Consider the following 21,349-nt stretch of genomic DNA (forward strand, 5'->3'; position numbering starts at 1 on the left):
CCAGGAGTTTCGCGAAGATTCTTGGTGACCGTCTGCATGCTCGCTGCGGTCGCAGTCGACCGGCTACTGCTCGACCGCAGCACGGAGCTCGCCCATCCCGGCGTCGAAATCATCGCGGGACAGCTCCGGCGAGGAGAAGTCGTCGTCTGCCAGGGCCGAAGGCGCCGCACCTCCAGCCCGGATCGAGCGAGGCGCCCGGCGCGCCCGGCCCCGGCAACCGCCCGGTGCGTAGCGGGCGCGATACGGTGATCGCCGTCGAATCGGCCAGCGCCGTGCGGACCGGCTCGGCACCCACCTCGACGAGGTGTGAATTCGAGCTGGACGACACGACGAAGTGAGCTGCCCATGACTTCCGACGATCCGCATACCGCCGACCTGCGCTCGCGCGTCGCGGGACTGATGGCGCAGGCCGAACGCGATCTCGCCCAACTGGTTTCGTTCAAGTCGGTGGCCGATCCCCGGCAGTTCCCCGCGGAGGAGTGCGAGCGCGCCGCGCAGTGGGTGGCCGACGCATTCGCCGCGGCCGGGCTGACCAAGGTCGGGTTGCACGAGACGCCGGACGGCAGCAAGGCCGTCATCGCCTCGCGTCCCGCGCCGCCCGGAGCGCCGACGGTGCTGCTGTACTGCCACTACGACGTGCAGCCGCCGCTGGACGAGGCGGCGTGGCGCACGCCGGTCTGGGAGCTCACCGAGAAGGACGGCCGCTGGTACGGGCGCGGCGCTGCGGATTGCAAAGGCAATATCGTCATGCACCTGACGGCCTTGCGCGCCATCGGATCCGAGCTACCCGTGGGGGTCACGCTGGTCGCCGAGGGTTCCGAGGAGCAGGGGACCGGCGGGCTGGAGAAGTTCGTCGTCGCCAACCCGGAGCTGTTGCGCGCAGACGCCATCGTGATCGGCGACTGCGGCAACTTCGCGGTCGGCGTGCCCACCTTCACCGAGACGCTGCGCGGCAACGTGAATGTGGTGGTCACCGTGGAAACCCTGGCCGGGCCGCTGCATTCGGGCATGTTCGGCGGCGCCGCGCCGGACGCGCTCGCCACCCTGATCCACATGCTCGCCACGCTGCGCGACGCCGAGGGCAACACCACCGTGGCCGGGCTGGACAACCAACAGTCCTGGGACGGTGTGCAATACGATCCCGACCGCTTCCGCATGGACGCCGGTGTGCTCGGCGGGGTGGATCTCTCGGGCAGTGGCACGGTCGCCGAAATGCTCTGGGCCCGGCCGACTCTCACCGTGCTCGGCATCGACGCACCGCGGGTGGTCGGTTCCTCCGCGGCGATCCAGCCCGCGGCCCGCGCCCGGCTGAACCTGCGCATCCCGCCGGGCATCGTGCCTGAGGAGGCGCATCGTGCCCTTGTCGCGCACCTGGAGGCGAACACCCCGCTGCACGCGAAGCTCACCATCGAGCTGGAGAGCATGGGAGCGCCGTTCCGCTCCGCCAGCGGCGGCCCCGCCCGCGCGGCCATGGACGCGGCCCTCACCGCCTCCTACGGCAGGCCGACCACCACCCAAGGCCAGGGCGGCTCGATCCCGCTGTGCAATGTCTTCGCCGACACCTACCCCGACGCGGAGATCATGCTGATCGGCGTCGAGGAACCGAAGTGCCTGATCCACGCCCCCAACGAAAGCGTGGACCCCTCCGAAATCGAACACATGGCCCTGACCGAGGCCCTCTTCCTCACCACCTACACCCACTGACCCGAAGCGTCCTCGCAGAGCCTTCATACGCTTCGCAGAGGTTGTGCGCCCTGCGAAGCGTATGGAAGGTCTGCGAAGTCCCCGCGTCAGAAGGTGCGTTGGGTTTCTGGTTCGAGGATGGTGAATTCCGTTCCCTCGGGGCCCATTTCGGAGAGCCTGCCGAAATAGATGCCGCGGGCCGAGGGCTCGATGATGCCGAAGTGGATGGGTAGTGCGGTGCGCGGTGCGACGGCGCGCAGGTAGTCGACCGCCTCGCTGATCCGCATCCACGGCGCCGCGGCGGGGATGGCGAGCACGCCGACCGGGACCGGCGGGACCCAGAGCGAGTCGCCGGGGTGCACGAGCTGGGCGGGGTCCTCGGCGGTGCCGAGCTGGAAGACGGTGTTGTCGATGACGGGGATTTCCGGATGGATCACCGCGTGCCTGCCACCGCCGCCGGTGATCTGCAGGTCGCCGAGCCGCAGCACGTTGCCTGCGTGCACGGCCTCCCACCGATCGCCGCGCTGGGCCGCGGTCTGCGGATCCGAGAGCAGGCGGGCGTCGGGGTTGGCCTCGATCAGGGCATCGATGCGGTTCGGGTCGATGTGATCGGGATGCTGGTGGGTGATCGCGATGGCGTCCAGGCCGGTGATGCCCTCGAAGCCGTGCGAAAACGTGCCCGGATCGAAGAGCACCTTCGTGCCGTGCAGCTCGACGAGGATGCAGGAGTGGCCGAAATGGGCTATGCGCATGCCGCCATGCTATTGGCAGCGTGCCCGATTTCACCCGACCCCGCAGGTAGCTCGCGCAGCCGGAGCAATTAGGCTGCTCAGGTAACCCCCGCACACCACCTGAGGAGCAACGCGTGGCACGAGTCGTGGTCGAGGTGATGCCGAAGGCCGAAATCCTGGATCCGCAGGGGCAGGCCATTGTCGGTGCGCTCCCGCGCCTGGGATTCGCAGGAATCGCTGATGTGCGGCAGGGCAAGCGATTCGAGCTCGACGTGGACGACAGCGTCAGCGACGCCGAGCTCGAGCAGATCGCCGAAGGCCTGCTCGCCAACACCGTGATCGAGGAGTGGAAGGTGGTTCGCCTCCCATGACGGCGCGCATCGGGGTCATCACGTTTCCCGGCACGCTCGACGATGTCGACGCCGCGCGTGCGGTGCGCCTCGCCGGCGCCGAGGCGGTCAGCCTGTGGCACGCCGACGCCGACCTGAAAGAGGTCGACGCGGTGGTCGTGCCCGGCGGCTTCTCCTACGGCGACTACCTGCGCGCGGGCGCTATCGCCCGGTTCGCGCCGGTGATGGGCAAGGTCGTGCAGGCCGCGGGTAAGGGCATGCCGGTGCTCGGCATCTGCAACGGTTTCCAGGTGCTGTGCGAGGCCGGGCTGCTGCCCGGCGCGCTGACCCGCAACGAGGGTCTGCACTTCATCTGCCGCGACGAATGGCTGACCGTCGAGTCGGTGTCCACCGCGTGGACCTCCCGCTACGAGCCGGGCGCGCAGATCCTGGTCCCGCTCAAGTCCGGCGAGGGCCGCTACCAGGCCTCGACCGCCGTGCTCGACGAGCTCGAGGGCGAGGGCCGGGTGGTCTTCCGCTACTCGGGTGACAACCCGAACGGTTCGCAGCGCGGCATCGCGGGCATCGCCTCGGCCAACGGCCGGGTGGTCGGTCTGATGCCGCACCCCGAGCACGCCACCGAGCCGCTGACCGGCCCGAGCGACGACGGTCTCGGACTGTTCCTCTCGGTGCTGGATACCCTGGTCTCGGCCTGACGCAACGCTTCGGCCCGAGCCGCCGCGCGCTCCCGCTCCCGGGAGACCGGCCGGCTCGGGCCGTTTCGTTTTCGGCTCACCAGATGCGGTCGATGATCTCGAATTCGACGCCCTCGGCCCGCGCCAGATAACCGGGCTGGATCGCCTGGTTGCCGACGAATCCCCGTGGGCCGCCCGGGGTCTGGAAGTGCACACCGTCGTCCAGCGCGCCCTGCAGGCTCGGCACGTCCAGCGAGCCGACGGTCTCGGCCAGGCCGCGCAGCGCGTGGATGGCTTCGTAGGTGGCATTGCTGAAGGTGGTGAGCGCGGGCGCGAAACTGCCGTGCATTCTCTGGTACCGGACCTTGCGGTCCCGGCCGTCGGTGAGCTTCTCGTTCAGGAAGAAGCTGGACGGCACATAGAGATTGTGGTTCACCTTGGCGCCGCCCGCGAGCAGCACGTTCTCGTCGGCGGCCGGGCTGACGCGCACCTGGTCGGCGGCTCGGCCCGTGGCATAGAACTGGCGGTTGAAGCGTGCGACGTCCGCGCCGACCATCAGGATGATGATGCCCTCGGCCCGGTCCAGATCGGGGTGGGTGAGGAAGCCGGCGAAGCTCGGCGCGCCGAGCGGGACGAACCGTTCCAGCACGACGGCGCCGGGGTCGATCAGGCTGCGCCGCACCGCTTTCGCCGTCTCACGCGGCCAGATGTAGTCGTTGCCGATGATGGCCCAGCGGCGCACGCCGAGTTCCCGGCCGAGCCACCGCACCGCGGCGACGGTGTGGCCCGCCGGATGCTCGCCGACCAGCAGCACGCCCGGCAACTCGTCGGGCAGGCCCTCGTGGCTGACCGCGAACAGATAGGGGACGCGACCGTCGTTCGCCCTGGCCACGGCACGCCGCACCGCGGAGGTGTGCCAGCCGGTAATGGCATGCACCATGCCGGTGGCGAGCAGGGCGGCCACCTCGTTGGCGACCTCCCCCGGCGGCCTGCCGCCATCGATATTCGTGGTACGAATTTCGCGTCCGAAAATTCCGGCACCATGGTTGATTTCGGACACGGCCAGCGAAATGGCGGCATCGCAGGAAGGTGCGAAGATACCGCCCGGTCCCTGCATGGGGACGATGTTGAGGATCTCGATCGTGCCGTCTGGGCTCTCGCCGACCGCTGACATTCGGTACTCTTCTTCTGGTTCGAGCGAAATTCAAAAGCAGGCGGGGAAAAACAATGACCACCATTCTAAGCGGATATGCCACGCTGCATGGGGCGCTGCGTGCCGCCGAGCGCCGTTGGCTACGTCACCTCGATGCCGCGTTGTGCGCCAGGCAGCTTTCGCCGGATCAGTGGTCGATGCTGTGCAACCTGTCGAGCGAAACCGGCATCACCATGAGCGAATTGGCCAACCGTTCGCAATTGGCGCCGTCCTCGGCGACCCGGCACGCCGACGGCCTCGCCGAGCGCGGCCTGATCTTCCGGGTGGCCGCGGAGGAGGATCGGCGGCGCATCCTGATCGGGCTGAGCAGGCTGGGGGCCGAGCTGGTCGCGTCGGTGCGGGCCGAGGAGGAGATCGCCGAGCGACAGCTCCAGGCCAAGATCGGCGTGCGGCGCTTCGCCGAGCTGAAGCGGCTGCTGGAGCTGGTGGCCGAGGCATAGGGGAGTTCACGCCACGGTGAGCGTCTCGAAGTCGACGCCCTCCGCGCGAGCCACGAAGGTCGGTCGCACGACCTGATCGCCGCGAAAGGTGAACGCGCCCGACGGGCCTTCGAGCACAGGGCGATTCGCCAGCGCGCCGTGGATGCGCGCCGTCTCGAAGGAGCCCGCGGTGTCGACCGCGGTGCGCAGCGCGTGCAGGGAGTGGTAGACGCCGTTGGCGAATCGGCTGAAGGTGGGGGCGAATCCGCGATGCAGCCGCAGGTATCGATCGAGCAGATCGCGATCGTCCGCGCTGCGGCGATCGGGAATCACGCTGGAAGGCACGTAGATATTGCGGTTGGCGTCGAGTCCGCCTGCCAGCAGGACGTTTTCGTCGATGGTCGGGCCGGTGCGGAACTGCCGGTCGGCGCGTCCTGCCGCGGTGAACGCCCGGTTGAATCGGGCGGCGTCGGCGCCGACGAGCAGCAGGATCACGCCGTCGGCCGTGTCCAGCCGTGGGTCGTCGAGCACGGCGCCGAAGTCCTCGGCGCCCAACGGCACGAAGTGTTCGGCGACCACCGTGTGCCGCGGCGCGAGGATCTCGCGCAGCGTCGGCGCGATACGGCGGGACCAGAGGTAGTCGCTGGCCACCACCGCCCAGCGCCGGGCGCCGAACTCCCGATGCAGCCAGTCCACCGCGACCAGCGTCTGGATGCCGGGGTGCTCGCCGATCATGAAGACGCCCGGCTCTTCGGTCGCGAGCCCGTCGTGGCCGACGCCGAACAGGCACGGCGCGCGACCGGCCGCGGCGCGCATGATCGCGTAACGATTCTCCGGCATCGGTATTCCGGTGACGGCGTGCACCATGCCGGTCGCCAGCAGGGCCGACACCTCGTCGTGCACGCGCTGCGGCGGGCCGCCGCCGTCGATCGTGGTCACGCACACCTCGCGGCCGAGAATGCCCGTCCCGCTGTTGATCTCGGCCATGGCCAGGTTCGCGGCCGCCACGCAGGACGGCCCGATGAGGGCGCCCGCGCCGCACATGGGTGCGATGTTGACGATTTCGACGGCGTCGTGGTGCCGCCCGCTCGACAATGTCATGCGAGCCCCGTTCTTCACGCGAGATTTGCTGAATGTTCTGGTTCACCGCATCGCGAGTCAGTCTAGCGGCGTTTCGCCGCATTCTCGTTTCGGCGCGTTGGCCGGATTACCGCAGGGTTACAGCGATATCGAGGTGGCCGCGAATTGTCGTGTACGTTCGGGTATCGGTACGAGTTGCCACGCGATCCACCATGGACTCCGTTATTTTCTGAATGGAAATAAATGGCGGCACGCGGACGCCGGACGCGTGCTCGGTGCCCGAGGCCCCGAGCAGCAGATCTAGGATCGGGCCATGCCCGTTTCCACCACCGCCGCGACGGCCGAAGGGCTGTGCGCGTTCATCGATGACTCGCCCTCGCCGTTCCACGTGGTCCGCACGGTCGCGCAGGAGCTGGACGCACACGGCTTCACCCGCCTCTCCGAGGCGGCGGCGTGGCCCGCCGAGACGACCGGACGCCGCTATGTGGTGCGCGGCGGTTCGCTGATCGCCTGGGCCGGGACCGGCGACGACGCGGCCCCGTTTCGCGTCGTCGGCGCGCACACCGACAGCCCGAACCTGCGGGTGAAGCAGCACCCGGATCTGGCGTCCGTGGGGTGGCAGCTGGTCGGCCTCGAACCGTACGGCGGCGCGTGGCTGAACTCGTGGCTGGATCGCGAGCTCGGGATTTCCGGCAGGCTGACGGTGCGGGACGGGAACACGTTGCGCGAGCAGCTGATTCGCATCGAGGAGCCGATCCTGCGGGTGCCGCAGCTGGCCATCCATCTCTCCGAGGACCGGCGCGGTGTCACCTTGGATCCGCAGCGGCACGTGAACGCGGTGTGGGGCGTCGGCGACGCGCCGCGCTCGTTCCTCGCCTTCGTCGCCGAGAGCGTCGAGGTGGATCCGGCCACGGTGCTCGGCTGGGAGCTGATGACGCACGTGCTGACGCCGAGCAGCCTGGTGGGGCGGGACAGCGACCTGGTCAGCGCGCCCCGGCTGGACAACCAGGGCACCTGCTACGCCGGGCTGCGCGCGTTCCTGGCCGCCATCGACGATCCGGGCGCGGCGGTGCCGGTGCTGGCCATGTTCGATCACGAGGAGGTCGGCAGCCAATCCGACCGCGGCGCCCAGTCCGATCTGCTGCCCGCCGTGCTGGAGCGGATCGTGTTGGCGCGCGGCGGCGGTCGCGCCGAATACCTGGCGGCGCTGGCGGGTTCGGTCTGCGCGTCCGGCGACATGGCGCACGCGACCCATCCGAACTATCCGGAGCGGCACGAGCCCGCGCACCGCATCGAGATCAACGGCGGGCCGGTGCTCAAGGTCAACCAGAACCTGCGCTACGCCACCGACGCCATCGGCGCGGGTGCGTTCGCTCTGGCGTGCGACCAGGCGGCCGTCCCGTTGCAGCGCTACGTCCATCGCGCCGACCTGCCGTGCGGCTCGACCATCGGCCCGATGACCGCGGCCCGCACCGGCATGCCGACGGTGGACGTCGGCGCGCCCCAGCTGGCGATGCACTCGGCGCGAGAGCTGATGGGCGCGAACGACGTTCCGGCTTACGCCGCCGCGCTCGCCGCGTTCCTCACGCCAGTGGAATAAGGCGCGCGCACTCGGCTAACTGGCCGGGGCGGTTTCGGCGGCGCGGGTCACAGCAGGCCGGTAGGTGACGACCGCGACGACGAACACCGCGAACGTCACGAGGACGTAGCTGCTTCCGATGATCTGCTGCCACCAGGCCCAGTCGAGTTCCCGGTCTTTCGAGTGCGGCAGCAGCCAGTGCGGGCCGATGAGGAACAGCACCGTCGAGACCGAGACGGTCGCGAGGAACCATCGTCCGCGGGGGGTGCGTGCGCGTCCCTCACGAACCCGCACGATGGCGTCGGCGGCCACGACGAGCGCCGGCGCCACCCACACCCAGTGGTGCGACCACGAGACGGGCGAGACCAGCAGCACCGCGGCGGCATTGACGAGCAGCGCCGCCACGGTGGCGCCCGCCTGGATGAGCCGGTGCATCCAGATCGCGGCCAGTGCGATCGCCACCAGCGAGAGCGTGATCCAGATCAGCGTGGCCGCCGAATCGGAGACGCCGAGCCGGAAGGCCATGCCCTTGAGCGACTGGTTGCCGGCGAAGTACGGCGGGCCGATGCGACCGGTGTCGGACAGCGTGTGGAACCAGTAGTCGACCGAATCGCTTGGGAACAGCAGGAATCCGAGGCCGACCGCGCCGATCGCGGACACCACCAGGGTGCCCGCCGCCTTCCAGTCCCTGCGCAGCAGGAAGTACAGCAGGTAGCCCGCGGGAATCAGCTTGACCGACACCGCGATTCCGATGAGCATGCCGCGCGGCCAGAACGGCTTGCGCACCAGGCAGTCCAGCGCGATGGCGGCCATCAGCACCAGATTGATCTGGCCGAAGCCGTAGGTCTGGCGCACCGGCTCGAGGAAGCCGGCCGCCGCGACGGCGGCGATCACCAAGGGCAGCACCATCGGCCGGTCGAGTTCGGGCCGGATCCTGGCCAGCACCAGCCACAGCGTGATGCCGAGGGCGGCGATCGAGGTGGCCAGCACGAGCACCTCGGCCAGTACCAGCGGCATCAGCGCGAGCGGCGCGAAGAACAGCGCGGCCAGCGGGGGATAGGTGAACGGGAGGCCGATGCCCATGACCGGCGGCATCGGGCCGTACAGTTCGCCGCCGTCCAGCCAGACCCGCGCGCCGGTGCGGTAGACCTGCAGATCGATGTACCCGTTCCACCAGTGGACCAGCAGCGAGACCACCGCCGAGACCAGGAAGAGCCCGAGTGCGGCGGCCAGCCAGCGCAGCTGCCGCGACGACATTGCCGAATGCGGCGACGAGCCGGCCGCGCCCGCGAAATCCGCGACGCCGGGGCGCGCATCCTCCGTGGCAACTGGTTGCTCGGCCGAATTCGCAACCCCCGATCGTTCGCTCACTCGGACAGAGTATCGGTGTGGTGGGGCGGCGTTCGGGCCGACCCGGACGCCGCAACCCGCGAGGGTCGCCCTCCGATCTCGCCCGCTGACAGGGGAATCGGAGGCTCGGATCGATAGAGGAACCAGACTCGGGCAACGATCCAGCGACCATGATCGGGAGTGCGCTCGGACCCGGTCGCTGCATGGCGTCACCGTCGGGAACCCGCGCCGCCACAGCGACGAAGCCCCTCACCTGCGTGGCCGCGCCACCCGCCCTCTAGACTGAGTGCCAGGCATCTCGCCGCAACACCAGTGACAACGTTCGTCGCTGCCTTGCGCGCGTCAGCCCACCTTGCCGGCTCCGCCGGCTTGCCGACCCCCATGGCGCCGAAAGGACCCTGGTACTCCGTGACTCCGCAGGTCGACACCGTCAGTGCAGCCGCAGCAACCCCCGATGTGGCGCAACCGTACAAAGAGCTGGGTCTCAAGGACGACGAGTACGCCCGCATCAAGGAGATTCTCGGCCGCCGCCCCACCGACGCCGAGCTGGCGATGTACTCGGTGATGTGGAGCGAGCACTGCTCCTACAAGTCCTCCAAGGTGCACCTGCGCTACTTCGGGCAGACCACCACCGACGAGATGCGCGAGTCCATGCTCGCGGGCATCGGCGAGAACGCGGGCGTGGTCGACGTGGGTGACGGCTGGGCGGTCACCTTCAAGGTGGAGAGCCACAACCACCCCTCCTACGTCGAGCCCTACCAGGGCGCGGCCACCGGCGTCGGCGGCATCGTGCGCGACATCATGGCGATGGGCGCGCGCCCGATCGCGGTGATGGACCAGCTGCGCTTCGGCGCGGCGGACGCGGCCGACACCCGGCGCGTGGTCGACGGCGTGGTGCGCGGCGTCGGCGGCTACGGCAACTCGCTCGGCCTGCCGAATATCGGCGGCGAGACCGTGTTCGACGCCTCCTACCAGGGCAACCCGCTGGTCAACGCGCTGTGCGCGGGCGTGATGCGGGTCGAGGACCTGCACCTGGCCTTCGCCTCCGGCACCGGCAACAAGATCATCCTGTTCGGCGCGCGCACCGGCCTCGACGGCATCGGCGGCGTCTCCGTGCTCGCCTCGGACACCTTCTCCGGCGACGAGTCCGGCGCGGGCCGTAAGAAGCTGCCCAGCGTCCAGGTGGGCGACCCGTTCACCGAGAAGGTGCTCATCGAGTGCTGTCTCGAGCTGTACGCGGCCAAGCTGGTCGTCGGCATCCAGGACCTCGGCGGTGCCGGACTGTCCTGCGCCACCTCCGAACTCGCGGCGGCGGGCGACGGCGGCATGCACATCGACCTGACCAAGGTCCCGCTGCGCGCGGCAGGCATGACGCCCGCGGAGATCCTGTCCAGCGAGTCCCAGGAGCGCATGTGCGCCGTGGTCACCCCTGAGAACGTCGAGGCGTTCATGGCGGTGTGCCACAAGTGGGACGTGCTCGCGACCGTCATCGGTGAGGTCACCGACGGCGACCGCCTCGTGGTCACCTGGCACGGCGAGACCGTGGTGGACGTGCCGCCGCGCACGGTCGCGCACGAGGGCCCGGTGTACGAGCGCCCGGTGCAGCGCCCGGACTACCAGGATGCGCTGATCGCCGACGGGCCGGACCAGCTGTCGCGCCCCAAGACCCCGGACGAGCTGCGCGCGACGCTGCTCCAGATGATCTCCAGCCCGCAGCTGTGCAGCCGCAAGTGGATCACCGAGCAGTACGACCGCTATGTGCGCGGCAACACCGTGCTCGCCGAGCACGCCGACGCGGGCGTCATCCGGATCGACGAGGAGACCGGCCGCGGCATCGCGCTGGCCACCGACGCCTCCGGCCGCTACACCAAGCTGGACCCCTACACCGGCGCGCAGCTCGCGCTGGCCGAGGCGTACCGCAATGTCGCCACCACCGGCGCCACCCCGAAGGCCGTCACCAACTGCCTCAACTTCGGTTCGCCGGAGGACCCGGGCGTGATGTGGCAGTTCCAGCAGGCCGTGCGCGGTCTCGCGGACGGCTGTGTGGCCCTCGGTATTCCGGTCACCGGCGGCAACGTCAGCTTCTACAACCAGACCGGCCAGGACGCCATCCTGCCGACGCCGGTCGTCGGCGTGCTCGGCGTCATCGACGACGTGCACCGCCGCATCCCGACCGGCCTCGGCCTCGAACCGGGCGAGACGCTGATCCTGCTCGGCGAGACCCGCGACGAGTTCGGTGGCTCCATCTGGTCGCAGGTCGCCCACGATCACCTCGGCGGGGAGCCGCCCAAGGTCGACTTCGCGCGTGAGCAGCTGCTCGCCGAGATCCTGACCGCGGGTTCGCGCGACGGCATGATCAGCGCCGCGCACGACCTGTCCGAGGGCGGTCTCGCGCAGGCCGTGGTGGAGGCCACGCTGGCGGGCGAAACCGGTTGCCGCATCCTGCTTCCCGAGGGCGCGGACCCGTTCGTCACGCTGTTCTCCGAATCGGCGGGCCGGGTGCTCGTCGCGGTGCCGCGCTCGGAGGAGACCCGGTTCACCAAGATGTGCGACGCGCGCGAGCTGCCGTGGGTGCGCATCGGCGTGGTCGACCAGGGCTCGGATTCCGTTGAAGTTCAGGGCCAATTCTCGGTCACCATGGCGGAACTGCGCGACGCCTACGAGGGCACGCTGCCGAAACTGTTCGGAGCCAGCGCGATCTGACCTCACCGGGAGGCTCGGATGGTTACCGCTGAGCCACCCGACGGGGCCGGCCGAGTGGTCGGCCTCGGCGAGCTGAAGTAAGACGGACGAACGCCCACCCGTGGCGGGCCCGGACCCCTCGTTGCCGGGCTCGCCCCAGGTGGGCGCTGTCTGTCGTGGGTCAGAGTGTCTTGAACGGATCGTGTTCGGCCATCAGCTTTTCCATCCGCGCCGCGTCGATGCGGTGGGTGGTGGAGTTGGCCTCGTGCTGGTCGCGGACCACCTTGGCCAGGGTGAAGGTGCTGGTCACCAGGAACAGCACGGTCATTCCGAGGAAGCCGCGCTGCCAGACGTCCAGCGGAAGGTAGAAGATGCCGACGCCCGCCCCGAACAAGCTGACGCCGAACGCGATCGCGGCCTGCGCGACGTAGGCCGAGGTGGATTTCGGCGCTGCGTTTGGTGTGCTCATGGGTATCGAGTCTGCTGGGCGGGCGGCCCCAGCGACCGCGTACAACTACTCGAGCGCGGTGGGTAATTGCCGCGTCGGTGGCGACAGCCATACTGTTCGAGTGCTCGAGAAGGCCGACACCCTGACGAAGCTGCGCGCTCGCGGCGTCGTCGTGGTGCGGCGCGCCGAGGACATCATCGACCTGAACTACGTCGGTCTGATCGTCGCCACCGTCTTCTTCGCGCTGTCGGTGACGCCCTCGCTGGTACCGCGGGACTGGCTGTTCCAGGGCCTGATCTCGGGCGTCAACGCGGCGCTCGGCTACGGCCTCGGCTGCGTGCTCGAGTGGCTGTTCCGGCTCTGGGTGCGGCCGCGGCTGAAGATGCCGGGACCGCCCACCTGGGTGCGCGACGCGCTGAAGACCGCGGTCCTGCTCACCTCCGCGCTGGCCGCCGCCCTGATGCTGGTGCAGTCGGCCCGCTGGCAGCGCGAGATCACCGCGCTGATGGGCATGGAGGGCACGACGACCCCGGCCTACCTGCGCACCGGGCTGTTGAGCGTGGCGGTGGGTGTCGCGGTGGTCGCCGTCTATCGCACGGTGCGCGAGATCATCCTGTTTCTGGCCAGGCAGCTCAACCGATGGGTACGGGTGCCGCGCGAGCTGGCGCCCGCCGCCGGGGCGTTGGTGCTCGTGGTGCTCGTGGTGACGCTGTTCAACGGCGTGGCCTCCCGTGCCTTCTTCGCCGCAGCCAACTCGGCGTTCAGCGTGCGCAACGACCGCACCTCGCCCAATGCGGTGCAGCCGCAGCAGCGCGAGCGTTCGGGGAGTCCGGCCTCGCTGGCGAAATGGGAGACGCTTGGCTTCGAGGGGCGCTGGTTCGTTTCGCACGGGCCGTCGTCGAGCCGCATCGCGGCGGTCACCGGGAAACCGGCGCGCGAACCGGTCCGGGTCTACGTCGGGCTGGAGTCCGCCGACGGCAGGGCGGAACAGGCGGCGCTCGCGGTGGAGGAACTGGAGCGCACCGGCGCCTTCGACCGGAAGGTGCTCGTCGTCGTCACCACCACGGGCACCGGCTGGGTCAATTCGCTGGCGGCGGGCGCGATCGAGTACATGTACGGCGGCGACAGCGCCATCGTCGCGACCCAGTACTCGTACCTGCCCAGCGTGCTGTCGTTCCTCGCGGACCGCGGCAAGGCGGCCGCGGCGAGTGAGCAGCTCTTCGACGCGGTGCACGAGCACTGGTCGGCGCGTCCGCCGCAGTCGCGGCCGAAGCTGCTGGTGTACGGCGAGAGCCTCGGTTCGCAGGGGTCGGAGGCCCCGTTCGACGGACTCGCCGATCTGCGCGCCAAGGTGGACGGCGCGCTGTGGGTCGGTCCGCCGAATTCGAACCGGCTGTGGCAGCAGTTCGTCGAGCGCCGCGACCCCGGCTCCCGCGAGGTGGAGCCGGTGTACGCCGACGGGCTGGTGGTCCGCTTTGCCGCCGACGCCGCCGATCTCACGCGTCCCGACGCCGAATGGCGGGCTCCGCGCATCGCCTACCTCATGCACGCCTCCGACCCGATCGTCTGGTGGTCGCCGGATTTGATCTTCTCCCAACCGGATTGGCTCTCGGAGCCGCGCGGCTCGGATGTGTCCTCGCAGATGCGCTGGGCGCCGTTCGTCACCTTCTGGCAGGTCGCCGCGGATCTCACCAACGCCCAAGGCGTTTCGGACGGGCACGGGCACCGTTACGGCAGCCTGGTGCTGGACGGCTGGGCCGCCATCGCGGCCCCGCCCGGCTGGAATGCCGAACTGGCCGAACGGATTCGGTTCCAGCTGGAGGCGGCGGAGGAATTCGAGCGGGAGACCAAGTGAGGGTCGCGCTCGGGCCGGTGTCGAAAGCGCTCGCGGGTACCGGCCTTGCCCTGTTGTGGAGCAATCGGGTGCTCCCCGGGCTCGGACTGGATCAGCGCGGACGCACCGCGGCCAACGCGTGCTTCGCGACCGGTTACGGGCTCGCGTTCGGCGGGCGGTCGCACTGGAGGTCGGGCAGGGGGCTGGCGGTCGGCGCCTCCGCGGGAGCGGTGGTTCTCGCCGGTTACGGTGCTGCCGTGGCGATTCCAGCGCTGCGCGAGATGTTGCGCGATTTCGCTCCGGTGGGACAAGAAGTTTCGGACATCGAGTGGGTCGCCGTGCACATCCCGGTCGGCACGGTCTACAGCGAGGAGCTGATCTTCCGTTCCACGCTGGAACCGCTGCTGGACGACACCTTCGGCCCGCGTCTCGGCCCGCTGCTCGGCGCCGCCGCCTTCGGCCTGTGGCACATTCACCCGGCGCGCGCGGGCGGGGAGCCCGTCGGGCCGACGGTCCTGGCCACCGCAGCCGGTGGCGCGATCCTCGGCCGATTGCGCAGAAAGACCGGCAGCACGACGGCCCCTGCACTGCTGCACTGGGCGATCAACGCGGGCGGGGTGCTCGCGACGCGTCTCGCGCTACCCGAGCCCATTCCGTAGCCCCCGAATCGGCCACGCTTCCCTGCGGTGAAATCGGGCATGAATGCGGCGGATTGGTGTTGGATCGACATGTGAAACTCGATGACGCCGCGCGCGCACTGATCGGATCCGGTGCCGACGCCACCCTGGTCACGCTCAATCCCGACGGCAGCCCGCAGGTCAGCCTGGTCTGGGTCGCGCTGCAATCGACTCCCGAGGGCGACGAGCTCGTCACCGCCCACCTCGGCGAGTACAAGAAGGTCCGCAACGTCCGGCGCGACGGCCGGGTCGCGCTCACCATCGTTTCCAGGGAGCGCGGCGAGATCATGACGCCGTACCTGACGGTCACCGGCACGGCGCGCATCGTCGAGGGCGGTGCGCCGGAACTGCTGAAGGAACTCGCGCAGACGATGGCGCCCGGTGTGGGCTTCCCGCCAGAGGGCGCACCGGAAGGGGTTCTCACCCGCATCCGCATCGAGAAGGTCGGCGGCATCGGACCTTGGTCCTGAGCCGAACCGCGGGTCCGCGGTACGTGATAGGCCGGGACTTGCGCGCGGATCAGTGATGCATGGTCCTGTCCTAGGTGAGGCTTCCTGAAGCGCGGCCTGTCGCCGGCGATCGGTAATCTCGGCCCCGTGGGACGACGAGCGGCAGTGGACCCGGCGGAGACTCGGTCGGCGGTGGCCGCGGTGAGCGCTTGGCTGCGCGACGAGAAGACTGCGCAGCCCGCGCGCCCCGAGCTGGCGGCGGCCGTCCGAACCACGGTGCGCACGTTGGCCGTGAATGCGCCGGGGCATTCCGTCGAGGTGCGGGTCCCGCCGTTCGTCGCGGTGCAGTGCATCGAGGGTCCGCGCCATACCCGCGGCACCCCGCCCAATGTCGTGGAGACCGACCCGCGCACCTGGCTGCTGCTCGCCACCGGCCTGCTCGATTTCGAGACCGCGGTCCACTCCGGCGCACTCACCGCCTCCGGCAGCCGGGCCGCCGAGATCGCGCATTGGCTGCCGATCCTGCGGTTCGACTGAGCTCTGCGACCCCCACCGCTCGTGTGGGGTGTGATCTCACAGAGGGTTCACACGCCTCACACAAGCGTCGACGCTGTGAGACGTGTGAGGGGTATGTGGGAACTGGTCGACGCGACGGCGGCGCGTCGGTCGGCCGACGATTACGCGGCGGCCCGCGCGGAGCTCCCGCGATGCAATCCCTTGTAGTCGTAGTAGCGCGTGACGACCGCGCCGAGGACGAGTCCGATGATCAGGCCGGCCAGCGTCATCCAGAAGCCCCGCGCCAGGCCCGCCGCCCAGTTGGCGTCGAAGTACAGGATCGAGCGGACGGCGAGGAACACCTGATGCATCGGCTCGAAATGGGCCAGCCAGCCGAAGTACTTGGGCGTCGCCTCGATCGGGACCGTGCCGCCCGAGGACGGCAGGCCCAGGACGATGAACAGGATCAGGTTCACCAGCAGTCCCGCCGAGCCGATGGCCGCGAGAATCGACAGACCGGTGATGCCGACCGCGATGATCGCGAAGGCGCCGTAGACGAACAGTGAGAACGGATCGTCGATCGGCATGTCCAGACCCTTGGCCACCAGCAGATAGATCAGCGAGACGACGTTCCCCGCGAGAATCATCACACCCCACTTGATCAGCAGGGTCTTGAACCGGGAGATCGGGGTGGGCGGGAAATGGACGTACCACGGGCCGTACTCGGTGGGCACGAAGCCGAGCGCGGCGTCCACCATGGTGTGGATCGTCATCGAGCCGATCACGCCGGCGAGCAGCAGCAACAGCGCGTAGAAGAACGCGGTGAGTCCCTGCCCGGTGTTGTTCGGCAGCGGGTGGTACTGCTCGACGATCAGCTGGAGCGGACTGGCCAGCGCGATGCGGGTGGCCCCGCTGAGTTCCGGCGCCTGCCCGCCCTCCGGCGGCGTCAGCTGGGACTGCACCTGCCGCGTGAGCTCCTCGCCGACCTGTTTGTTCACCTGGGGGAACGCCTGGTCGCCGACATGGATGACGATCGAGCTGGCGTACGCGCCCATGCGCGGGTTGGTCTGCAACGTGATCATGGGCTGTTCGATGTCGCCGGGCACCACGCTGCCGACGCCGAGGATGCCGAGCCGCTTGCTGAAGTCGCTCGGAATGATGATCGCGCCGTAGACCTTGCCGGACTGCAGCTGCCGCTCGGCCTCGGTGATCCCGAGGACCCGCAGATCGATCTTGTCGGCAGGCACGGCCTTGCTCAGCCCGTCGGCCACCTGGTCGCCGAAATTCACCCGTCGTTGCTGGTCCGGAGGGCCCATCGTCTCGCCGACGTCCTGGTTGACCAGCGCGATGGGGAAGTCGTGCAGATTCTGCTCGGGGTCGACCACGTAATCGAGGTACATGATGCCGAGCAGGGTGGTCAGCAGGGTGAGCACCACCACAGGGGAGGCCACCATGCGCAGTAGCGAACGGCGGTCGAGTCGCCGAGCGTTCGGATCCATGCCGCTGGTGCTGTCCGTCGTCGCCACGGATGGACGGTACCGCCGTGGCCCTGGGATTTCGGGTGATCGACACGGGGATTGCTATCGGGATGCGGTGGCCGTGATCGCGAACGAATTTTCACCCGTAGAATGACTGGTGCCCCCAGCCCGCCCGAACAGGGAGCAAACGGTGACCAACGCCGAAGTATCGGTCGACAACCTCGCAGCCACCCCCGATGAGGACGAGAACGCGCCACGCGAGGAGTGTGGAGTCTTCGGTGTCTGGGCGCCGAGCGAAGACGTGGCCAAGCTCACGTATTACGGCCTCTATGCGCTGCAACACCGTGGTCAGGAGGCGGCGGGCATCGCGGTCTCGGACGGTCAGCAGATCTTGGTCTTCAAGGATCTCGGCCTGGTCTCGCAGGTGTTCGACGAGCAGACGCTGGCCGCCATGCCGGGCCACATCGCCGTCGGCCACTGTCGCTACTCCACCACCGGTGGTGTGACGTGGGAGAATGCGCAACCGATCTTCCGTACCACCGCGGTCGGTTCCGGTCTCGCCTTGGGGCACAACGGCAATTTGGTCAACACCGCCGAACTGGCAAGCCGCGCACGGGAACTCGGATTGATTGGCAATCCCGTCTCCGGCGGCCGCCCGCAGCCGGTCGGCGCGACCTCGGACTCCGACGTGATGACCGCGCTGCTGGCGCACGCCGCCGCGGATTCCAGCATCGAGCAGGCGGCCATGAAGCTGCTGCCCACGCTGAAGGGCGCCTTCTGCCTGACCTTCATGGACGAGCACACCCTCTACGCGGCGCGCGACCCGCACGGCGTCCGGCCGCTCTGCCTCGGCAGGCTCGAGCGTGGCTGGGTCGTAGCCAGCGAGACGGCGGCGCTGGACATCGTCGGCGCGGCCTTCGTCCGTGAGATCGAACCGGGCGAACTGCTGGCCATCGACGCCGACGGCGTGCGTTCGATGCGCTTCGCCAACCCCGAGCCCAAGGGCTGCGTCTTCGAGTACGTCTACCTGGCCAGGCCCGACTCCACCATCGCGGGACGCTCGGTGCACGCCACCCGCGTCGAGATCGGCCGCAGGCTGGCCAAGGAGCATCCGGTCGACGCCGACCTGGTGATCCCGGTGCCGGAATCGGGTACGCCCGCCGCCGTCGGTTACGCGCAGGGTTCGGGCGTGCCCTACGGGCAGGGCCTGATGAAGAACGCCTACGTGGGCCGCACCTTCATCCAGCCCAGCCAGACCATCCGTCAGCTGGGCATCCGGCTCAAGCTGAACCCGCTGCGCGAGGTGATCCGCGGCAAGCGGCTGATCGTGGTGGACGACTCGATCGTGCGCGGCAACACCCAGCGCGCCCTGGTGCGGATGCTGCGCGAGGCGGGCGCGGTGGAGATCCACGTGCGGATCGCCTCGCCGCCGGTGAAGTGGCCCTGCTTCTACGGCATCGACTTCGCCTCGCGCGCGGAGCTGATCGCCAACGGCGCAGGCTCCGACGACAGCTACGACGACATGGTCGAGAACGTGCGCCGCTCGATCGGCGCCGACAGCCTCGGCTACATCTCCACCGAAGGCATGATCGCCGCGACCGAGCAGCCGCGCACCCGCCTGTGCTCCGCCTGCTTCGACGGCCACTACCCGATCCCGCTGCCGCAGGAGGCCTCGATCGGCAAGAACCTGCTCGAGGGCATGCTGACCGGTCAGCCGGAGTCGGTGCTGCTCGGCGAGAACGCGAACGCGAGCGCGCTGAGCAGGCCCTGAGGCCGGTTCAGCGCGGCAGGTGGTCGGCGAGCCACCGCGCGAAGGCGGCGTCGAACTCCGTTTCGGTGGGGGTCGCGGTGAAGACCGGTTCGCGGTCCACCGTCGGGATGTCGATTCGCGCCAGGTGGTCGTACACGTAGCGAACGAACTGCCACGCGCCGTTCTTGCGCACCTTCAGCACGACGGGCATCGAGGTCGCGAGCGGAAGTTCGACCAGCCAGTAGCGATCGAAGAGCGTGCCCTCGGCGCCGATGCCGAGCTCGGCCACGGCGGAGATGAAGTCGGGGATGCGGGCGTCGATCAGAGCGGTGACGGCGGCGAGGTTCTCCGCGAGCCCGCGCCGCCTGCCCGCAGCACGCTCGGCCTCGGCGCGACGTAGTTCCCGTGCGTCGTCCGCCATCCCCATGCGGGGAGCATAACGGCGCACGCCCGGCGCGCAGACTGGTTTGACGAACAGTCGAAATGGGTAGCGGCACAATGGTGTCCGCGGTGGTGTCGTGGCGTCCTCGAGACGCCGTCACCCGATGTCCGCGCATTCCTGGACGTTTGACCGGGCTTTGCCGGTGTTGCCGTGCAAGATTCGCAACGCGTGATGACAGCCCGGTGATTTTTCTCTGAAAACGCAATGTGCCGGAAATGGTTCGTGGGTACGGTCCCCAGCTATATCGGAAGTTCACCGCGTCCGTACCGGGCCTGTGATCCAGGAATCGCGGTGCGGCGCGCTCGAAGAAGTGGGGCCTGAGATGAGGGTTTCGAGGACGCCGGGCAGGCGGAGACGAGCGAAAGGCATTGCGGCGGTCGGGCTCGCGGCGCTGGTGGCGTCGCTGCTCGCGGGTTGCGGATCCGGACGGACGGGTGAGGGAGGAGAGGACGCGGGGCTGATCGTCGGCACCACGGACAAGATCTTCTCGCTCGATCCGGCCGCCGCCTACGACAACGGATCGCTGGTCGCCGAGACGCAGATCTACCAGTACCTGCTGAATTTCGCGCCCGGCGACCCGACCCCGAGACCCGATGCGGCCGAGAAGTGCGAGTTCACCACGCCGACGGTCTACACGTGCACGTTGCAGGCCGGGCTGAAGTTCGCCAGCGGAAATCCGTTGACCGCCAAGAGCGTCAAGTTCTCCTTCGACCGCATGCTCGGCATCAACGACCCGAACGGCCCCGCTTCGCTGCTGGGCAATCTGGAGAAGACCGAGGTGGTCGACGAGCGCACCGTCGCTTTCACGCTGAAGGTCGCCAATGACCAGACCTTCCCTGCCATCCTGCCCACACAGGCGGGGCCGATCGTGGACGAAAAGGTCTTCCCGGCCGACAAGGTGATGGCCGACGAGGACGTGGTGCGCGCCAAGGGCTACTCCGGCCCGTACACGATCACCAGCTACGACAAGAACAAACTGGTGGAGTACCAGGCGTATCCGGACTACCGCGGCATCCTCGGCACCCCGAAGACCCCGCGGATCTCGGCGAAGTACTACGCCACCACCGACAACTTGAAGCTCGATCTGCAGAGCGGCGCGATCGACGCGGGCTACCGCTCGCTGACGCCGACCGACATCGAGGGCTTGCGCACCAGCGACAAGGTCAAGGTGCTGGACGGTCCCGGCGGCGAGTTGCGCTACATCGTCTTCAACATGAACACCATGCCCGGCGGTACGCCGGAGCAGAAGCTGGCGGTGCGCAAGGCGGTCGCGTCGTCGCTGGATCGCGCCACGCTGGCCCGCGACGTCTACAAGGACACCTTCGTCCCGGCATATTCGTCCGTGCCACAGGGCATTCTGGGCGCATCTGAGCCCTTCAAGGAGATCTACGGCGCGGGCCAGAACAAGGAAGCGGCCGCGAAGTTCCTCGCCGACGCAGGCGTCGCGGTGCCGGTGGAGCTCAACCTCCAGTACAACCCCGACCATTACGGCTCCAGCAGCACCGAGGAATACAAGGCGATCAAGGCGCAGCTCGAGGGCACGGGTCTGTTCCGGGTGAACCTCCAGTCCACGGAATGGGTGAGCTACCAACGGGAACGGGCGCGTGACGCGTACCCGCTGTACCAGTTCGGCTGGTTCCCGGACTTCCCGGATCCGGACAACTACCTCTCGCCGTTCTTCGGCCCCAACAACTTCCTGCAGTCGCACTTCGAGGATCCCGGTATCAACGCGCAGCTGATCGGTGAGGCGACCCAGCCGGACAAGGATCGCAGGATCCAGCAGCTCCAGCAGGTGCAGCGCGATCTGGCGCAGAACTTCCTGCCGATCGTTCCGCTGTTGTCCGGCAAGCAGATCGGCGTCGCGGCCAACGGCGTGCAGGGGATGGAACAGACGCTGGATCTGTCGTTCAAGTTCCGCTACACGGTGCTCAGCAAGTGACCTCGGAGGGGGCCGGGCCCGCGGCGATCGCGCTGCGGGCCCGGCGGTTCGTGCTGCCACGCAGGGCGGCGGGCGG

General features: G+C 69.0%; 19 protein-coding genes. 12 read left to right on the forward strand and 7 right to left on the reverse strand.

Annotated elements, in window-relative coordinates; all coding sequences use genetic code 11:
- Positions 1-345: 345 nt before the first annotated feature.
- Positions 346-1,704, forward strand: coding sequence for a dipeptidase (locus NL1_RS21175; RefSeq protein WP_067841959.1), 1,359 nt, complete (start codon positions 346-348; stop codon positions 1,702-1,704).
- 86 nt (positions 1,705-1,790) lie between these two features.
- Here the strand turns inward: NL1_RS21175 and NL1_RS21180 are convergent, their stop codons facing one another.
- The gene (locus NL1_RS21180) at positions 1,791-2,435 is read right to left on the reverse strand and encodes an MBL fold metallo-hydrolase (protein WP_067841961.1); all 645 of its coding nucleotides are present in this window, start codon (positions 2,433-2,435) and stop codon (positions 1,791-1,793) included.
- Positions 2,436-2,548: 113 nt separating this feature from the next.
- Here NL1_RS21180 and purS point away from each other — a divergent pair, with 113 nt between their 5' ends.
- Both purS and purQ read left to right on the forward strand, forming a co-directional pair.
- A complete protein-coding gene (gene purS, locus NL1_RS21185) occupies positions 2,549-2,785 on the forward strand; it encodes a phosphoribosylformylglycinamidine synthase subunit PurS (RefSeq protein ID WP_067841963.1) in 237 nt (78 codons plus the stop codon).
- Complete coding sequence (gene purQ / locus NL1_RS21190; RefSeq protein WP_067841965.1) at positions 2,782-3,459, forward strand: phosphoribosylformylglycinamidine synthase subunit PurQ; 678 nt, start codon at positions 2,782-2,784, stop codon at positions 3,457-3,459. Before purS ends, purQ begins: the two co-directional genes overlap by 4 nt.
- A gap of 76 nt (positions 3,460-3,535) precedes the next feature.
- Here purQ and NL1_RS21195 read toward each other — a convergent pair whose 3' ends face one another.
- Positions 3,536-4,612 carry a substrate-binding domain-containing protein gene (locus tag NL1_RS21195; RefSeq protein ID WP_067841967.1) on the reverse strand — a complete coding sequence of 359 codons (1,077 nt, stop codon included), beginning with the start codon at positions 4,610-4,612 and terminating at the stop codon, positions 3,536-3,538.
- A 53-nt stretch (positions 4,613-4,665) separates the two neighbouring features.
- Here NL1_RS21195 and NL1_RS21200 point away from each other — a divergent pair, with 53 nt between their 5' ends.
- Positions 4,666-5,091, forward strand: a complete 426-nt coding sequence (locus tag NL1_RS21200) for a MarR family winged helix-turn-helix transcriptional regulator (RefSeq protein ID WP_067841972.1) — start codon at positions 4,666-4,668, stop codon at positions 5,089-5,091.
- Positions 5,092-5,097: 6 nt separating this feature from the next.
- On the opposite strand, the gene NL1_RS21205 is transcribed toward NL1_RS21200, so the two are convergent.
- Positions 5,098-6,171: an ABC transporter substrate-binding protein gene (locus NL1_RS21205; RefSeq protein WP_067841974.1), complete on the reverse strand. Its 1,074-nt coding sequence runs from the start codon at positions 6,169-6,171 to the stop codon at positions 5,098-5,100.
- A 292-nt stretch (positions 6,172-6,463) separates the two neighbouring features.
- Between NL1_RS21205 and NL1_RS21210 the strand changes: the two genes are divergently transcribed.
- Complete coding sequence (locus tag NL1_RS21210; RefSeq protein ID WP_067841976.1) at positions 6,464-7,750, forward strand: M18 family aminopeptidase; 1,287 nt, start codon at positions 6,464-6,466, stop codon at positions 7,748-7,750.
- A gap of 15 nt (positions 7,751-7,765) precedes the next feature.
- Here NL1_RS21210 and NL1_RS21215 read toward each other — a convergent pair whose 3' ends face one another.
- Entirely contained in the window at positions 7,766-9,100 is a 1,335-nt protein-coding gene (locus NL1_RS21215; protein WP_067841981.1) for a glycosyltransferase 87 family protein, read from the reverse strand.
- A 360-nt stretch (positions 9,101-9,460) separates the two neighbouring features.
- Between NL1_RS21215 and purL the strand changes: the two genes are divergently transcribed.
- Positions 9,461-11,782: a phosphoribosylformylglycinamidine synthase subunit PurL gene (gene purL / locus NL1_RS21220; RefSeq protein WP_174553446.1), complete on the forward strand. Its 2,322-nt coding sequence runs from the start codon at positions 9,461-9,463 to the stop codon at positions 11,780-11,782.
- 160 nt (positions 11,783-11,942) lie between these two features.
- On the opposite strand, the gene NL1_RS21225 is transcribed toward purL, so the two are convergent.
- The gene (locus NL1_RS21225) at positions 11,943-12,230 is read right to left on the reverse strand and encodes a YiaA/YiaB family inner membrane protein (RefSeq protein WP_067841983.1); all 288 of its coding nucleotides are present in this window, start codon (positions 12,228-12,230) and stop codon (positions 11,943-11,945) included.
- A gap of 100 nt (positions 12,231-12,330) precedes the next feature.
- Between NL1_RS21225 and NL1_RS21230 the strand changes: the two genes are divergently transcribed.
- The 4 genes from NL1_RS21230 to NL1_RS21245 all read left to right on the forward strand — a co-directional run bounded on the left by NL1_RS21230 (position 12,331) and on the right by NL1_RS21245 (position 15,706).
- Entirely contained in the window at positions 12,331-14,064 is a 1,734-nt protein-coding gene (locus NL1_RS21230; protein ID WP_067841985.1) for an alpha/beta hydrolase, read from the forward strand.
- Positions 14,061-14,702, forward strand: a complete 642-nt coding sequence (locus tag NL1_RS21235; RefSeq protein WP_084510822.1) for a CPBP family intramembrane glutamic endopeptidase — start codon at positions 14,061-14,063, stop codon at positions 14,700-14,702. Before NL1_RS21230 ends, NL1_RS21235 begins: the two co-directional genes overlap by 4 nt.
- A gap of 71 nt (positions 14,703-14,773) precedes the next feature.
- Entirely contained in the window at positions 14,774-15,190 is a 417-nt protein-coding gene (locus NL1_RS21240; RefSeq protein WP_067841987.1) for a PPOX class F420-dependent oxidoreductase, read from the forward strand.
- Positions 15,191-15,316: 126 nt separating this feature from the next.
- Positions 15,317-15,706: a sterol carrier family protein gene (locus NL1_RS21245; RefSeq protein ID WP_067841991.1), complete on the forward strand. Its 390-nt coding sequence runs from the start codon at positions 15,317-15,319 to the stop codon at positions 15,704-15,706.
- A 140-nt stretch (positions 15,707-15,846) separates the two neighbouring features.
- Here the strand turns inward: NL1_RS21245 and NL1_RS21250 are convergent, their stop codons facing one another.
- Positions 15,847-17,190: a YhgE/Pip domain-containing protein gene (locus tag NL1_RS21250; protein ID WP_373862576.1), complete on the reverse strand. Its 1,344-nt coding sequence runs from the start codon at positions 17,188-17,190 to the stop codon at positions 15,847-15,849.
- Between the two features lie 142 nt (positions 17,191-17,332).
- Between NL1_RS21250 and purF the strand changes: the two genes are divergently transcribed.
- Positions 17,333-18,913 carry an amidophosphoribosyltransferase gene (gene purF, locus NL1_RS21255; protein WP_067841993.1) on the forward strand — a complete coding sequence of 527 codons (1,581 nt, stop codon included), beginning with the start codon at positions 17,333-17,335 and terminating at the stop codon, positions 18,911-18,913.
- A gap of 7 nt (positions 18,914-18,920) precedes the next feature.
- Here purF and NL1_RS21260 read toward each other — a convergent pair whose 3' ends face one another.
- Positions 18,921-19,319, reverse strand: coding sequence for a hypothetical protein (locus NL1_RS21260; protein ID WP_156094973.1), 399 nt, complete (start codon positions 19,317-19,319; stop codon positions 18,921-18,923).
- Between the two features lie 337 nt (positions 19,320-19,656).
- Here NL1_RS21260 and NL1_RS21265 point away from each other — a divergent pair, with 337 nt between their 5' ends.
- Complete coding sequence (locus NL1_RS21265) at positions 19,657-21,273, forward strand: ABC transporter substrate-binding protein (protein WP_067842074.1); 1,617 nt, start codon at positions 19,657-19,659, stop codon at positions 21,271-21,273.
- The last annotated feature ends 76 nt before the right edge of the window (positions 21,274-21,349 follow it).

The sequence above is a fragment of the Nocardia lijiangensis NBRC 108240 genome, from assembly GCF_001613045.1.
In the GTDB taxonomy this organism is placed as follows: Bacteria; Actinomycetota; Actinomycetes; order Mycobacteriales; family Mycobacteriaceae; genus Nocardia; species Nocardia lijiangensis.